19 protein-coding genes are annotated in these 11,835 nt (G+C 64.2%); 6 read left to right on the top strand and 13 right to left on the bottom strand.

What is annotated here, in order from left to right:
• The first annotated feature begins 2 nt into the window (after positions 1-2).
• The 4 genes from B2J89_RS04800 to B2J89_RS04815 all read left to right on the top strand — a co-directional run bounded on the left by B2J89_RS04800 (position 3) and on the right by B2J89_RS04815 (position 3,672).
• Positions 3-467, top strand: coding sequence for a TlpA disulfide reductase family protein (locus B2J89_RS04800; RefSeq protein WP_169168095.1), 465 nt, complete (start codon positions 3-5; stop codon positions 465-467).
• 299 nt (positions 468-766) lie between these two features.
• Positions 767-1,717 carry an AraC family transcriptional regulator gene (locus B2J89_RS04805; protein ID WP_169168096.1) on the top strand — a complete coding sequence of 317 codons (951 nt, stop codon included), beginning with the start codon at positions 767-769 and terminating at the stop codon, positions 1,715-1,717.
• Positions 1,718-1,859: 142 nt separating this feature from the next.
• A complete protein-coding gene (locus tag B2J89_RS04810; RefSeq protein WP_371809034.1) occupies positions 1,860-2,582 on the top strand; it encodes a fumarylacetoacetate hydrolase family protein in 723 nt (240 codons plus the stop codon).
• Between the two features lie 37 nt (positions 2,583-2,619).
• Positions 2,620-3,672 (top strand): tripartite tricarboxylate transporter substrate binding protein, encoded by a 1,053-nt coding sequence (locus B2J89_RS04815; protein ID WP_240964735.1) that lies wholly within the window; start codon positions 2,620-2,622, stop codon positions 3,670-3,672.
• Positions 3,673-3,798: 126 nt separating this feature from the next.
• Here B2J89_RS04815 and B2J89_RS04820 read toward each other — a convergent pair whose 3' ends face one another.
• Complete coding sequence (locus B2J89_RS04820; protein WP_169168098.1) at positions 3,799-4,254, bottom strand: cytochrome c; 456 nt, start codon at positions 4,252-4,254, stop codon at positions 3,799-3,801.
• A 192-nt stretch (positions 4,255-4,446) separates the two neighbouring features.
• Between B2J89_RS04820 and B2J89_RS04825 the strand changes: the two genes are divergently transcribed.
• Positions 4,447-5,112 (top strand): cytochrome b/b6 domain-containing protein, encoded by a 666-nt coding sequence (locus B2J89_RS04825; RefSeq protein WP_169168099.1) that lies wholly within the window; start codon positions 4,447-4,449, stop codon positions 5,110-5,112.
• A 73-nt stretch (positions 5,113-5,185) separates the two neighbouring features.
• Entirely contained in the window at positions 5,186-5,677 is a 492-nt protein-coding gene (locus B2J89_RS04830; RefSeq protein ID WP_169168100.1) for a GNAT family N-acetyltransferase, read from the top strand.
• Positions 5,678-5,752: 75 nt separating this feature from the next.
• On the opposite strand, the gene B2J89_RS04835 is transcribed toward B2J89_RS04830, so the two are convergent.
• From B2J89_RS04835 to rpsJ, 12 genes are all read right to left on the bottom strand, one after another.
• On the bottom strand, positions 5,753-6,259 hold the full coding sequence (locus B2J89_RS04835) for a peroxiredoxin (RefSeq protein WP_169168101.1): 507 nt from the start codon (positions 6,257-6,259) through the stop codon (positions 5,753-5,755).
• A 118-nt stretch (positions 6,260-6,377) separates the two neighbouring features.
• Complete coding sequence (rpsQ, locus tag B2J89_RS04840; protein ID WP_169168102.1) at positions 6,378-6,647, bottom strand: 30S ribosomal protein S17; 270 nt, start codon at positions 6,645-6,647, stop codon at positions 6,378-6,380.
• A gap of 9 nt (positions 6,648-6,656) precedes the next feature.
• On the bottom strand, positions 6,657-6,851 hold the full coding sequence (rpmC, locus tag B2J89_RS04845) for a 50S ribosomal protein L29 (protein WP_169168103.1): 195 nt from the start codon (positions 6,849-6,851) through the stop codon (positions 6,657-6,659).
• A gap of 16 nt (positions 6,852-6,867) precedes the next feature.
• Complete coding sequence (gene rplP / locus B2J89_RS04850; RefSeq protein ID WP_169168104.1) at positions 6,868-7,284, bottom strand: 50S ribosomal protein L16; 417 nt, start codon at positions 7,282-7,284, stop codon at positions 6,868-6,870.
• A 3-nt stretch (positions 7,285-7,287) separates the two neighbouring features.
• Positions 7,288-8,181: a 30S ribosomal protein S3 gene (gene rpsC, locus B2J89_RS04855; protein ID WP_169168105.1), complete on the bottom strand. Its 894-nt coding sequence runs from the start codon at positions 8,179-8,181 to the stop codon at positions 7,288-7,290.
• Positions 8,182-8,195: 14 nt separating this feature from the next.
• The gene (gene rplV, locus B2J89_RS04860; RefSeq protein ID WP_100412086.1) at positions 8,196-8,528 is read right to left on the bottom strand and encodes a 50S ribosomal protein L22; all 333 of its coding nucleotides are present in this window, start codon (positions 8,526-8,528) and stop codon (positions 8,196-8,198) included.
• Between the two features lie 9 nt (positions 8,529-8,537).
• Positions 8,538-8,816, bottom strand: a complete 279-nt coding sequence (rpsS, locus tag B2J89_RS04865; protein WP_007847809.1) for a 30S ribosomal protein S19 — start codon at positions 8,814-8,816, stop codon at positions 8,538-8,540.
• Between the two features lie 10 nt (positions 8,817-8,826).
• A complete protein-coding gene (gene rplB, locus B2J89_RS04870) occupies positions 8,827-9,651 on the bottom strand; it encodes a 50S ribosomal protein L2 (protein WP_169168106.1) in 825 nt (274 codons plus the stop codon).
• 2 nt (positions 9,652-9,653) lie between these two features.
• Positions 9,654-9,968 carry a 50S ribosomal protein L23 gene (gene rplW / locus B2J89_RS04875; RefSeq protein ID WP_169168107.1) on the bottom strand — a complete coding sequence of 105 codons (315 nt, stop codon included), beginning with the start codon at positions 9,966-9,968 and terminating at the stop codon, positions 9,654-9,656.
• Positions 9,965-10,585: a 50S ribosomal protein L4 gene (rplD, locus tag B2J89_RS04880; protein ID WP_169168108.1), complete on the bottom strand. Its 621-nt coding sequence runs from the start codon at positions 10,583-10,585 to the stop codon at positions 9,965-9,967. Before rplD ends, rplW begins: the two co-directional genes overlap by 4 nt.
• Positions 10,585-11,259, bottom strand: a complete 675-nt coding sequence (rplC, locus tag B2J89_RS04885) for a 50S ribosomal protein L3 (RefSeq protein WP_169168109.1) — start codon at positions 11,257-11,259, stop codon at positions 10,585-10,587. Before rplC ends, rplD begins: the two co-directional genes overlap by 1 nt.
• Positions 11,260-11,461: 202 nt before the next feature.
• The gene (gene rpsJ, locus B2J89_RS04890) at positions 11,462-11,773 is read right to left on the bottom strand and encodes a 30S ribosomal protein S10 (protein WP_005796953.1); all 312 of its coding nucleotides are present in this window, start codon (positions 11,771-11,773) and stop codon (positions 11,462-11,464) included.
• Between the last annotated feature and the right edge of the window lie 62 nt (positions 11,774-11,835).

Below are 11,835 nucleotides of genomic sequence, written 5' to 3' on the forward strand. Positions count from 1 at the left end.
CGGTGGTGGCGGGCCTAGGGGCCTGGGTGGCATGGGGCACGGGCAAGTCCCAGGCGCCCGAATCGACCTTTGTGCTGCTCGACGGCTCGCGCCAGAGCACGGCCGACCTGCGCGGCAAGGTCACGCTGGTGAACTTCTGGGCCACCAGCTGCACGACCTGCGTGGCCGAGATGCCCGAGGTCATCAGTACTTACAACAAGTATCACGCCAAGGGCTTTGACACGCTGGCCGTGGCCATGAGCTACGACCCGCCCAGCTACGTCGTCAATTTTGCCGAAACCCGCAAACTGCCTTTCAAGGTCGCCATCGACAATACCGGCGCGGTGGCGCGGGCCTGGGGCGATGTGCAACTCACGCCCACGACCTACATCGTCAACAAGCGCGGCGAGATCGTGAAGAGCTTCATCGGTCAGCCCAACTTCCCTGAACTGCACCGGCTGATCGAAAAGCTGCTGGCCGAGGCCTGACACCTCCCTTCGCGCAAGCCTTTGTCGCACGGCCCTCTCCGTCTGCTTCCGTCTGAGTTTCTGCGTCTCTGGGCAGAAACTGTTCCTGCGCCCCCGTAGAGAGCGCTCGGCTCACCCCACCGTGCCCTGGGAAGTGCATCCGTGGCGCCGCTGGTCAAGGTGAAGACCGCGTCCGTCACCCCGTGCGGCGCGCAGCCGGTCTCTCCGTGAGCACAACGGGGGGCGACTGGTTAACATCCGCGCACCGCCATGACCTCGCTCCGGAGCCGCCCCATGCTTTTGCCACCCCCGTGGCCGCGATGACCCAGTCCACGTCCCCCCTCCAGCCCACGCCGCTGCGGGCCCGCCAGGCACCGCTGGACAACTACCGCATGTCCGAGCGCTCGCTGCATGGCGACTTCGGCATCCGCGACGAGCATTCGGCCCTGCCCAATGCGGCACCGCACCGCCATGAGTATTTCCAGATCCATGTGCAGCTGCAGGGAAGCACCCAGCACTTCATTGGGGATGTGTGCCGCCCCGTGGAGGCGGGAACGGTGTGCTTCATCCTGCCGTTCACCACCCACTTCATCCCCACCGCACCGGGCAGCCGCTATTTCATCCTCAATGCGAGCCTGGCCTACCTGCTGCCTTCCCTGGACGTGGACCTGCAGGATCTGGCGCACACGCCCATCGAGCGCGCGCCCGAACTGGCGCCGTTCCGATTCCAGGAGCAGATCGACTTTGCACTTACGCCACGTGAGATGGCGCAGGTCGAGGCCCTGTGCAACGCCATGGCCGCAGAAGATGCGCAGCGTGCCACCGGCGCCACCATCCTGATCCGCGGCTACCTGCTGCAGCTCATCGGGCTGGTGTGGCGCCACTATGGCGAATCGCTGATGCACTGGGCCTCGGCACCGGCGTCGTCGCTGGCGCGCCATCCCACGCTGGCCCGGTTGCAGGCCTACCTCAAGGAACGCTTGCACCTGCCGGTCTCACTGGCCGACGCGGCCGCGGCCATCCATCTGTCGCCCACCTACCTGGCGCACCTGATCAAGCGCGAGACAGGGCAGACGTTCCTGGAATGCCTGACCAGCCGGCGCATGGCCTTTGCCCGCGAACTGCTGCTGCACACCAACCTCTCGATCAAGGAAATCGCGTTCCGCTGCGGGTTCGCCGACGAGGCCTACTTTGGCAAGCGCTTTCGCTTGGTGACCGGCAAAAGCCCTTCGTCCACCCGCGCCGAGCTGCGCAACACCGCACGGGTGTAGCGCGATCGGGCCACGCGGTCGGCAGCGCAAGATCGTACCGGCAATGGACAGCCCATGACCTAACGCCGCACGGGCTTCGGCACGCAAGATGGGCGAACGACGGACCCGCACCCGCAGGTCGTCGATCGAAGAAAGACCCCCCGTGACCACCGACTCCGCAGCCCAGGCCCCGCAGGCGCTTGCCACCCCCGAACTTGCACCCAACACCGTTCCCATCGTCGGGCGCAGCGCGCCCTTTCCCGTGCGCCGCATCTACTGCGTTGGCCGCAACTATGTGGACCATATCCGTGAGATGAAGGAAGGCGACGAGCGCGACCCGCCGTTTTTCTTTCAGAAGCCCGCCGATGCGCTGGTCACTGACGGCGCCGTGCCCTACCCCAGTTTCACCGACGATTTTCAGTATGAGCTGGAGCTGGTGGTGGCGATGGGCCGCACACCCGACGCGGACGCGCCGCACAGCGTGCTCGACTGCGTGCTGGGCTACGCCGTGGGCCTGGACATGACGCGGCGCGACCGCCAACGCGAGTGCCTCCAGCAAGGCCGGCCTTGGGAAGCCGGCAAGTCCTTCGATGCCTCGGCGCCATGCGGCCCCATCTTGCCGGTCGAGGTTGCCGGCCATGTGCTGTCGGGTGCCTTGACATTGCACGTCAACGGCGCGGTGCGCCAGCAGTCGGTGCTCGAAAAAATGATCTGGAACGTGCCGGAAATCATCGTCCAGCTCTCACGCCAGTACCAGCTGATGCCCGGCGACCTGATCTACACCGGCACCCCTGCCGGCGTGGGCGCCGTCGGGCCCGGCGATGCGCTCGTGGGCCGCATTGACGGCCTGCCGCCGCTGGAAGTCACGATCACCGCAAGCCGCTAAGAGCCTCTGCGCCGCACAACAACCCAAGGAGACCGACATGACGCAACCTGCCCCCACCCCGAACTCAGTGCCGCCCCAAGCTCCGGCATGTGCGCACGGACGCCCCCTGCGGCTGCGCACGATGCTGGCGCCGCTGCTCACCGTGCTCTGCGCCCTGGGCAGCCCAGCCCATGCTGCCTCGCCTGCGGGCACCTACCCGGAGCGCCCCGTGACCATCGTCGTGCCCTTTGCCGCTGGCGGGGCGAGCGATGTGCTGGGCCGCCAGCTGGGCAAGCAACTGGAGCTGGCCCTGGGCCAGAGCTTCGTGGTGGACAACCGGGTCGGCGCGGGCGGCACCGTGGGCGCCGCATCCGCCGCACGCGCCACGCCCGACGGTTACACCCTGGTGATCGGCACCAATGCATCGCACGCGATTGCCGCCACCATCCACCGCAAGCTGCGCTACGACCCGCTCAAGGACTTCGTCCCGGTCACGCTGGTCGCCCATGTGCCGCAGGTGCTGATGGTGCACCCATCGGTTCCCGTGTCGAACGTGCAGGAGCTGATCGCCTTTGCGCGCAAGCACCCCGGCAAGCTCAACTTCAGCTCGGCGGGCAACGGCACACCGGGCCATCTGGGCATGGAGCTGTTCAAGATGATGGCCCAGGTGGACATGGTGCATGTCCCGTTCCAGGGCGGCAACCCCGCGCTGCTGGCGTTGACCGGCGGTCAGGTGGAGGTGCTGGCGGACAACGTGAACTCGGCCCTGCCCATGATAAAGGCCGGCAAGGTCAAGGCCATTGCCGTGACGTCGGCCAAGCGCTCGGGCGCCCTTCCCGATCTGCCCACCATTGCCGAGCAAGGCGTGGCCGGCTTCGACTCGGGTTCCTGGTTTGCGCTGTTTGCCCCTGCAGGCACGCCCGCCCCTGTGGTCGCACGCCTCAACGCGGAAACCATCAAAGCGCTCAACAACCCCACCGTGCGCAGCACGCTGGCCTCCCAGGGCGCCGAACCCGAGGCAGGCACGCCCGAGGCGCTGACCCAGCTGATCCACAGCGACATCGCCAAGTGGGGCGCCGTGGTGAAAAAGATCGGCTTGACCGCAGACTGAGCGGCCCCGCGCCAGCCACCGAACGCGGCAAAGCGCAGGCGCTGCCCACGGTCGGTCCTACCCCTTAAAAAAAAACCGGCCTCCCTGGAGGCCGGTTTTCTTGCAGCGTGATCCGCTGGCGCGCCATCAGCGGGCGCGGTAGGCGTCGTGGCAGGCCTTGCAGGACTTGGCGGCGTCGCCGAACGCCACCTTGAGGCTGTCGAGGTTGCCGGTCTTGGCGGCGGCAGCGAGCTTGGCGGTTTCGGTCTCCAGCTTCTCCGAGTGCTCCTTGAACTTGGCCGGCTCGTTCCAGAGGTCCGGCTTGGCCTTGGTGGGTGCCCCCTTGTCCGTCCCCGGGCCGAAACCTGTCCACGGCAGCCGGGCCATATTGGCCACCACATCGGCATTTTCCTGGGCGGCCTTGGCGTCAAAAGGCGCCTTGCCGTTGGCCATGGCGCCGATGCGCCCAAAATGCTGGCCCATCACGAACAGCGCCCCCTGGCGGTATTTGATGGCGTCCTCGGCCTTGGCAAACTGGGCGGCGGCCGGGGCCGACAGGGTGATGCAAGCGGCAGCCAAGGCCAATGCGGCGGTGGTTTTCATGGGCAAACGTCCTTTGGTGGGAAATAGACAGGCCAAACGGCCGCGTGCAGTATGTCGCCAGCGCCGCTGCGCGCAAGCGCCAGCCCCCAAAAATCGGAGCATTTCACTCCCTTAACACCAGACAGTCGGCGCTGCGGACAAAGCATGCAACACTTTGGCCCCCGACACTTGCGCCGCCGCGCGCTTACGCACATGGCCCACACGGTTCGCATCTGGGACCTTCCCACCCGCATTTTCCATTGGGCACTGGCTGCCAGCGTCACCGGCCTGGTGGTCAGCGCCAAGCTCGGCGGCAACGCCATGGTCTGGCACTCGCGCCTGGGCTATGTGGTGCTGGCGCTGCTGCTGTTCCGGCTGGTGTGGGGCCTCGTGGGCGGGCACTGGTCGCGCTTCTCCCGCTTCCTGTATGCGCCGTCGCGCGTGCTGCGCTACCTGCGCGGCCAGGGCCACCCCGAAGACAGCGTGGCACACAGCCCCCTCGGGGCGCTCTCGGTGTTTGCGCTGCTCGCCGCGCTGGCCCTGCAGGTGGGCAGCGGCCTGTTCAGCGACGATGAGATCGCGTTTGCGGGTCCGCTCACGCGCTTTGTCTCGAGCGACTGGGTGGGCCAGGCCACGGCCTACCACAAAGACATCGGCCAGTATCTGGTGCTGGCGCTGGTGGCGCTGCACCTGCTGGCCATCGCCTTTTACGTGTTCGTGAAAAAGCGAAAGCTGGTGCGCCCCATGCTGGTCGGCGACAAGGTCCTGCCCGTCCCCGTGCCGGCCTCGCGCGACGACGCCGGCACGCACCTGGCGGCGCTCACGGTGCTGGCGCTGAGCGCAGGTGCAGTGGCGTGGCTGGTGCAATGGGGCGGCTGACCCCCGCGGCGCTGTCCGCCCGCTCCCCCCTGCGCCGCTACACTGGTGGCTGCGATGTTGAGCCGTGAGTGCCGTGGACACCCCTTCCGTTACCCTGATGCCCCCCACCGATCCCGAAGAGCTCGATGCCGTGCGCACGCTGTTCCGGGAATATGCCGACAGCCTGGGCGTGGACCTGGGCTTCCAGAATTTTGACGCCGAGCTGGGCGCGCTGCCCGGCGAATATGCGCCGCCGCGCGGGCAGCTTCTGCTGGCGCGGGTCGACGGCGCCGTGGCCGGCTGCTGCGCGCTGCGGCCTCTGGACAATGCCGACTACCCCAACGCCAGCGAAATGAAGCGCCTGTATGTGCGCAAGGCCTTCCGCGGCTTCGGCCTGGGCCGGCAGCTGGCCGAAGCCATGCTCGACGCGGCGCGCCAGGCGGGCTACGCCTGTGTGCTGCTCGACACACTCGACGACATGGAGTCGGCACGTGCCCTGTACACCGACCTGGGCTTCGAGGACATTCCGCCCTATTACCACAACCCGCTGCCAGGATCGCACTACCTCAAGGTCGATATTGTTTGATCAAAACAGGCTCCAGCGCTTATACAGCAAGCGCTAGTAGCTCCTGTTTTTATAGCTTGCCAGGGCCCGATACGCTCAGGCGCGGGCCTGGGCCAGCAACGTTGCGGCATCGCTGACATCGAACTTGCCCGGTGCTTCATTGTTCAGCTGCACGACCTTGCCGTCTTTCACGAGCATGGAGTAGCGGTTGCTGCGCAGCCCCAGGCCCTTGCCGTGGAGGTCCAGCGTCAGGCCCGTCGCCTTGGCAAAAGCGGCGTCGCCGTCGGCCAGCATGCGCAGCTTGCCGCCGGTTTTCTGGTCGCGTGCCCAGGCGCCCATCACGAAGGCGTCGTTCACGGCCAAGCACCAGATCTCGTCCACGCCCGCGGCCTGGAACTCGGCGGCCTTTTCGACAAAGCCGGGCACATGCTTGGCCGAGCAGGTGGGCGTGAACGCGCCGGGCACAGCAAACAGGGCAATCGTCTTTCCGGCGCTCGCCTGTTGCACGTTCACGGGGTTGGGGCCGATGCTGCAGCCGTTGCCTTCCACCTCCATATATTCCATCAGGGTGCAGGCCGGCAGGGTGTCGCCAATTTTGATCATCTGAGTCTCCGAAAAGTTGGGTGGAGGGTGTCGCGCGGAACACGGCGCCCCAAAAAAGAAAAGCGACCCACATTGTGGGTCGCTTCGAGGGGCTTTGCAGCGCGCAGCCAGGGAAGGCTTACACCAGCGTGGCCTTTGTCACCAGGCGCGTAGCGACCCAGTTCTTGGTCTTCGAGAGCGGACGGCTTTCGGTGATCTCGATCACGTCGCCCGTCTTGTACTCGTTGTTTTCGTCGTGCGCGTGGTACTTGCTCGACTTGCCGACGATCTTGCCGTAGAGCTCGTGCTTCACACGGCGCTCGATCAGCACGGTCACGGTCTTCTCACGCTTGTCGCTGACCACCTTGCCAACCAAGGTGCGCTTGAGGGATTTTTTAGCTTCCGTCATGTGTGCTCCTTACTTGGCGGCTTGCTTTTGGGCAAGGATGGTCTTGGCGCGGGCGATGTCACGGCGCGTGGTGCGCAGCGTGCCAGTGTTGCCCAGTTGTTGCGTGGCCTTTTGCATGCGCAGTCCGAAATGGGCCTTTTGCAGGGCCTTGATTTCGTCCTTGATGCCAGCGACGTCTTTTTGGCGCAATTCAGCAGTCTTCATATCCATATCTCCTGAATCACTGGCCCACCATGCGCGCCACGAACGTGGTGCGCAGGGGCAGCTTGGCAGCCGCCAGACGGAAGGCTTCGCGGGCGAGTTCTTCGGGCACGCCGACGATCTCGAACACGATCTTGCCGGGCTGGATTTCAGCCACGTAGTACTCGGGGTTGCCCTTACCGTTACCCATGCGCACTTCGGCGGGCTTGGTCGAGATCGGCTTGTCCGGGAACACGCGGATCCAGATCCGGCCGCCACGCTTGACGTGGCGCGAAATGGCACGGCGCGCAGCTTCGAGCTGGCGGGCCGTCAGACGGCCACGGTCGGTGCACTTCAGACCGAAATCACCGAACGCCACCGAGTTGCCCCGGGTAGCGATGCCAGTGTTGCGGCCTTTTTGTTCCTTGCGGAACTTGCGGCGAGCAGGTTGCAGCATCTTTTATTCTCCTTTTCCGTCCGCTGCTGTAGCGGGCGCGTCTACTTTGCGAACGCGCTTAACGGCGGTTGCGTCGGCGCCACCGGCGCCGGCGGGCTTGTCGCTGCCATCGGCAGGTGCCACATTGGCACCCACGGGGCGGCGCGGGCCGCCACGGCCTGCACCGGCACCACGGTCGTTGCGGTCGCCAGGGCGGCCGTCACGGCGCGGGCCACGGGGGCGGCGCTCGTCGTCTGGACGCGGTGTTTCCACTGCGGGCAGATCGTTGCGGCCCAGCGTGTCACCCTTGTAGACCCAGACCTTGACGCCGATGACGCCGTAGGTGGTCTTGGCTTCCGAGGTGCCGTAGTCGATGTCGGCGCGCAGCGTGTGAAGTGGCACGCGGCCTTCGCGGTACCACTCGCAACGTGCGATTTCGATGCCGTTCAAACGGCCCGACGACATGATCTTGATGCCCAGGGCGCCCAGGCGCATGGCGTTCTGCATGGCGCGCTTCATCGCGCGGCGGAACATGATGCGCTTTTCGAGCTGCTGGGTGATCGAGTCGGCGATCAGCTTGGCATCGATTTCGGGCTTGCGCACTTCTTCGATGTTCACGGCCACCGGCACGCCCAGGCGGGTCGCCAGTTCGCGCTTGAGGTTCTCGATGTCTTCACCCTTCTTGCCGATCACCACGCCCGGACGTGCCGAGTAGATGGTGATGCGGGCGTTCTTGGCAGGACGCTCGATCAGGATGCGCGACACGGCCGCGTTCTTGAGCTTGGCCTTGAGGTACTCACGCACCTTGATGTCTTCGGCCAGCATGCCGGCGAAGTCACGGTTGCTCGCGTACCAACGGCTTGCCCAGTTGCGGCTGACCGCCAGGCGGAAGCCGGTAGGATGGATTTTCTGTCCCATAGTCTTCCTTGGCCTCAGTTACCAACCGTCACGTACACATGGCACGTGGGCTTGCTGATGCGGTTGCCGCGGCCTTTGGCGCGCGCGGTGAAGCGCTTGAGCGTGGTGCCTTGTTCGACGTAGATGGTCTTGACCTTCAGCTCGTCGATGTCGGCGCCATCGTTGTGTTCGGCGTTGGCGATGGCCGACTCCAGAACCTTCTTGACGATGCCCGCAGCTTTTTTCTGCGTGAAGCTCAAGATGTTCAGGGCCTGGTCCACCTTCTTGCCGCGGATCAGGTCAGCGACCAGACGGCCTTTGTCGACCGACAGACGGACGCCCCGGAGGACTGCACGTGTTTCAGACATGGTCGTTCCTTATTTCTTCTGGACTTTTTTGTCCGCGGGGTGACCCTTGAAGGTGCGCGTCAGGGCGAATTCGCCCAGCTTGTGGCCCACCATCTGGTCGGTGACGTACACCGGTACGTGCTGCTTGCCGTTGTGCACGGCGATGGTCAGACCGATGAAATCGGGCAGAACCATGGAGCGACGCGACCAGGTCTTCACTGGCTTCTTGTCCTTGGTGGCGACGGCTTTTTCAACCTTTGCCAGCAAGTGATGGTCAACAAACGGACCCTTTTTGAGAGAGCGAGTCATTTGCTACCCCTTACTTCTTGCGACGCGACACAATCATTCCTTGTGTGCGCTTGTTGTTGCGGGTGCGATAACCCTTGGTCAGATTGCCCCAAGGATCGACAGCATGACGGCCTTCACCAGTGCGGCCTTCACCACCACCGTGTGGGTGGTCGACCGGGTTCATGGCCACGCCACGCACGGTCGGGCGGATGCCCATCCAGCGCTTGACGCCGGCCTTGCCCAGTTGGCGCAGGCTGTGCTCTTCGTTGGCGACTTCGCCAATGGTGGCGCGGCACTCGATGTGAATGCGGCGCACTTCGCCCGAGCGCATGCGCACTTGTGCGTACATGGTCTCACGGGCCAGCAGCGTGGCCGAGGCACCGGCCGAGCGTGCGATCTGCGCACCAGCACCGGGCTTGAGCTCGATGCAGTGGATGGTCGAACCCACGGGGATGTTACGGATCGGCAGCGTGTTGCCAGCGCGGATCGGGGCTTCGGAGCCGCTCATGAGCGTGCTGCCGACTTCCAGGCCACGGGGGGCAATGATGTAGCGGCGCTCACCGTCGGCGTAGCACACCAGAGCGATGTGGGCCGTGCGGTTCGGGTCGTACTCGATGCGCTCGACCTTGGCGGCGATGCCATCCTTGTTGCGCTTGAAGTCCACCACGCGGTAGTGGTGCTTGTGACCACCGCCCTTGTGGCGCGTCGTGATGTGGCCGTTGTTGTTGCGGCCGGCCTTCTGGAACTGGGGCTCCAGCAGCGGCGCGTAACCCTCACCCTTGTACAGGTGATCGCGGGACACCTTCACCACGGCACGTTGGCCGGGCGAAGTCGGTTTCATTTTGATGACAGCCATGATTACGCAGCCTCCCCGGAGAGGTTCAGCTCTTGACCGGGTTTGAGCGTCACATAGGCCTTGCGCACGTTGTCACGGCGGCCCATGGTCTTGCCAAAACGCTTGGTCTTGCCTTTGGTGTTGAGCACCGAGACGCCCTTGACCTCGACCTTGAACATCAATTCCACAGCGGCCTTGATTTCGGTCTTGGTGGCGGTCTGCAGCACCTTGAACGTCACAGCGTTGGACTTTTCAGCAACCATGGTGGCCTTCTCGGACACGATGGGAGCGACCAGCACCTGCATCAGACGACCTTCGTCAAACTTGGGGCTATTCATGCGAACATCTCCTTGAGCTTGTCGATCGCGCCCTTGGTGACGATGACCTTCTTGTAATGCACGAGCGACACGGGATCGGCATAACGGGGCTCAACGACGAGCACGTTCACCAGATTGCGCGAAGCCAGGTACAGGTTCTCGTCCACTTCCTCGGCAATCACCATGACGGACTGCAGGTTCATCGCCTTGAACTTGTCGGCGAGCACCTTGGTCTTGGGCGATTCGAGCTTGAGCGAGTCCACCACGGCCAGACGGCCTTCGCGGGCCAGCTGCGAGAAGATCGAAGCCATACCAGCGCGGTACATCTTCTTGTTGATCTTCTGCGTGAAGTTTTCGTCGGGCATGTTCGGGAAAATCCGACCACCCCCGCGCCACAGAGGCGAAGACGTCATACCGGCGCGTGCGCGGCCGGTGCCCTTTTGCTTGAAGGGCTTCTTGGTGGAGTGGCGAACCTGCTCGCGGTCCTTCTGGGCACGGGTGCCCTGGCGGCCGTTGGCGCGGTAAGCGACCACGATCTGGTGCACCAGATCTTCGTTGTATTCACGACCAAACACGGTCTCGGGCGCATCGAACTTGGATGCGGCCTGGCCTTGGTCATTCAGGAGTTCGAGCTGCATTAGTTCGCTCCTTTGGATGCGGTTGCCTTGATGGCAGGACGCACCGTCACGAAGCCACCCTTGGAGCCCGGAACAGCGCCCTTGATCAAGAGCAGTTGGCGTGCTTCGTCAATGCGAATCACGTCGAGGTTTTGCGTGGTCACGGTGTCGACACCCATGTGACCGGTCATGCGCTTGCCCGGAAACACACGGCCCGGATCTTGCGCCATACCGATGGAGCCCGGCACGTTGTGCGAACGGCTGTTGCCGTGCGACGCGCGCTGCGAGGCCATGTTGTGGCGCTTGATGGTGCCGGCGTAGCCTTTACCGATCGAGGTGCCTTGCACGTCGACTTTCTGGCCCACGGCGAAGAGCGCCGCTGCGGGAACCGTGGCGCCAGCAGGATACTGGGCGGCGGTTTCGGCGGTGACGCGGAATTCCTGGATGATTTCACCGGCTTCGACGCCAGCTTTTGCCAGGTGACCTGCTTCGGGCTTGGTCACGCGCGATGCTTTGCGCGAACCGAACGTGACCTGCAGGGCCACGTAGCCATCGTTCTCTTGGGTTTTGACCTGGGTCACGCGGTTGTTAGACACATCCACCACTGTGACAGGAACGGCGTCCCCATCATCAGTGAACAGACGCATCATGCCCACCTTGCGGCCCAGCAACCCCAGGGAGTTGCTCAGACTCATTTGTTTCTCCAAAACTTCCACCGCCGCGACTTCAATTGGCCACGGCGTTGCACTTGCATGCATGAAAGGCGGTTGATAAAACTCCGCCCGTTTTGCGTGCGCAAAAAGGCGAAGCCGCAAAGTATAACGCGAACCGCTTTTTCAAGCAAGTTCGCGCCACTTTCACGGGTCCGGCCTGGAGATCGGCCGGACAAAGCTGCTTTTACTGCAGCTTGATTTCGACGTCCACACCAGCCGGCAGGTCGAGCTTCATCAGCGCGTCCACGGTCTTGTCGGTGGGGTCCACGATGTCCATCAGGCGCTGGTGCGTGCGGATTTCCAGCTGGTCGCGGCTGGTCTTGTTGACGTGCGGCGAGCGCAGGATGTCAAAACGCTTCATGCGCGTCGGCAGGGGCACGGGGCCCTTGACGATGGCGCCGGTGCGCTTGGCGGTGTCAACGATCTCGGCAGCGGACTGGTCGATCAGCTTGTAGTCAAACGCCTTCAGGCGGATGCGGATTTTTTGCTTGGACATGGCAAGTTCCTTGTTCTGCTTAAAAATTAAGCAATGATCTTGGCCACGACGCCAGCGCCCAC

This window comes from Acidovorax sp. SRB_24 (assembly GCF_012931925.1).

Coding starts and splice junctions, on each gene's coding strand:
- B2J89_RS04805 (WP_169168096.1), top strand. CDS start 767: ATGACCCAGTCCACGTCCCCCCTCCAGCCCACGCCGCTGCGGGCCCGC.
- B2J89_RS04815 (WP_240964735.1), top strand. CDS start 2,620: ATGACGCAACCTGCCCCCACCCCGAACTCAGTGCCGCCCCAAGCTCCG.
- B2J89_RS04820 (WP_169168098.1), bottom strand. CDS start 4,254: ATGAAAACCACCGCCGCATTGGCCTTGGCTGCCGCTTGCATCACCCTG.
- B2J89_RS04825 (WP_169168099.1), top strand. CDS start 4,447: ATGGCCCACACGGTTCGCATCTGGGACCTTCCCACCCGCATTTTCCAT.
- B2J89_RS04835 (WP_169168101.1), bottom strand. CDS start 6,259: ATGATCAAAATTGGCGACACCCTGCCGGCCTGCACCCTGATGGAATAT.
- rpsQ (WP_169168102.1), bottom strand. CDS start 6,647: ATGACGGAAGCTAAAAAATCCCTCAAGCGCACCTTGGTTGGCAAGGTG.
- rpmC (WP_169168103.1), bottom strand. CDS start 6,851: ATGAAGACTGCTGAATTGCGCCAAAAAGACGTCGCTGGCATCAAGGAC.
- rplP (WP_169168104.1), bottom strand. CDS start 7,284: ATGCTGCAACCTGCTCGCCGCAAGTTCCGCAAGGAACAAAAAGGCCGC.
- rpsC (WP_169168105.1), bottom strand. CDS start 8,181: ATGGGACAGAAAATCCATCCTACCGGCTTCCGCCTGGCGGTCAGCCGC.
- rplV (WP_100412086.1), bottom strand. CDS start 8,528: ATGTCTGAAACACGTGCAGTCCTCCGGGGCGTCCGTCTGTCGGTCGAC.
- rpsS (WP_007847809.1), bottom strand. CDS start 8,816: ATGACTCGCTCTCTCAAAAAGGGTCCGTTTGTTGACCATCACTTGCTG.
- rplB (WP_169168106.1), bottom strand. CDS start 9,651: ATGGCTGTCATCAAAATGAAACCGACTTCGCCCGGCCAACGTGCCGTG.
- rplW (WP_169168107.1), bottom strand. CDS start 9,968: ATGAATAGCCCCAAGTTTGACGAAGGTCGTCTGATGCAGGTGCTGGTC.
- rplD (WP_169168108.1), bottom strand. CDS start 10,585: ATGCAGCTCGAACTCCTGAATGACCAAGGCCAGGCCGCATCCAAGTTC.
- rplC (WP_169168109.1), bottom strand. CDS start 11,259: ATGAGTCTGAGCAACTCCCTGGGGTTGCTGGGCCGCAAGGTGGGCATG.
- rpsJ (WP_005796953.1), bottom strand. CDS start 11,773: ATGTCCAAGCAAAAAATCCGCATCCGCCTGAAGGCGTTTGACTACAAG.